Below are 1,395 nucleotides of genomic sequence, written 5' to 3'. Positions count from 1 at the left end.
TCGCCGGCCGCCGCGCCGCGCCCGCCGCCGTGCGAGCCGGCACCGCTGGAGCAGCGGGCGGCGGCCGTGCTCGTCGTCGGGCTGCCCGGGGTGACCGGCCCCGACGACCCGCTCGCGGTGCAGGTCACGGGGCTCGGCGTCGGCGGGGTGTTCCTGTCCGGGGACAACGTCGTGGACGCCCCCCAGGTCACCGCGCTGTCCGCGGGCCTGCGGGCCCGGTCTGCGCGTCCCCTGCTCGTGTCGACCGACGAGGAGTCCGGCCGGGTCGCGGCCACCCGTGAGGTCGTCGGGTCCGGGCCGTCCCCGCGGCGCCTGGCGAGCACGAGCACGCCGGAGGAGGTCCGGGCCTTCGCCGCGGGCATCGGCGCCTCGCTGGCGGGGGTCGGGGTCGACCTGGACCTGGCGCCCGTCCTCGACCTGGACGACGGCGACGCCGGGGCGACCATCGGGGACCGGTCGTTCTCCGCAGACCCGGCCACGGCCTCCGCCTTCGGGCTGGCCTTCGCCGCCGGTCTGCAGGACGCCGAGGTGACGCCCACCGTCAAGCACTTCCCCGGGCACGGGCGCGCCGGGGACGACACCCACACCGGCGACGCCGTCGTCGACGCCCCGCTCGCCGAGCTCGAGGCCGTCGACCTCGTCCCGTTCCAGGACGCCGTGGACGCGGGCGCCCCCGTGGTCATGACCGGGCACGTGCAGTACACGGCGCTGGAGCCGGGCGTGCCCGCGTCGTTGAGCCCCGCCACGTACGCGCTCCTGCGGCGCACCGGCTTCCAGGGGGTCGCGATGACCGACAGCATCGGGATGGGCGCGGTCAACCTGCGGCACGACTTCCCGGAGGCGGCCGTGCTCGCGGTCCTCGCCGGGGCCGACGCCGTGCTGGCCACCGACGGCAGCCAGGCGCCGCGGATGCGGGACGCGCTCGTCGAGGCCGTGGTGTCCGGGCGGCTGCCCGAGGACCGGCTGTCGGAGGCGGCGGCCCGGGTGACGGCGCTCGCCGGCGGCGACCCGGTCACGCTGTCGTGCCTCGACGTCACCCTGCCGACCCTCGTCCTGCCGGGGCCGACCGCTCCGGCGCCCCCGTCCCCGTCGGTCCCGTCCCCGTCGGCATCGGCGAAGGCCCCGGTGGCGCCGTGAGCACGTTCCCGGGCCCGTCCCCCGCACCCAGGCCACCCGCGCCCCGGCGGGCGCCCGTCGTGGTCGCGGTCGCCTCCGGGCTGGCGGTGCTCGTCGTGGTCGTGCTCGCCCTCGTTCTGTCCCCGGGCCGCCCGGCGCCGTCCGCCGCCCCGCCCGCGACGGCCTCGAGCCCGGCCGAGGACCCGTGGCCGCCGTCGCCGACCTGGTCCGCGGACCCGACGACGACCGACGGTGCCCGGTCGCCCGAGCCGTCCCCGC

The 1,395-nt window shown here is 79.1% G+C and carries 1 protein-coding gene and 1 pseudogene; both read left to right on the top strand.

Features of this window, described 5'->3' with window-relative positions; translation table 11 throughout:
- Nucleotides 1-1,137: glycoside hydrolase family 3 N-terminal domain-containing protein (locus tag WCS02_RS20300; RefSeq protein ID WP_340296128.1), on the top strand; the 1,137-nt coding region annotated here is incomplete at its 5' end.
- A pseudogene (locus WCS02_RS20295) lies at nucleotides 1,134-1,395 on the top strand (hypothetical protein); the annotation flags it as partial. The gene WCS02_RS20300 and the pseudogene WCS02_RS20295, both read left to right, overlap by 4 nt.

It is taken from the genome of Aquipuribacter hungaricus (genome assembly GCF_037860755.1).
Classification (GTDB): Bacteria; Actinomycetota; Actinomycetes; order Actinomycetales; family JBBAYJ01; genus Aquipuribacter; species Aquipuribacter hungaricus.
This window is presented reverse-complemented; position numbering and strand designations above follow the sequence as displayed.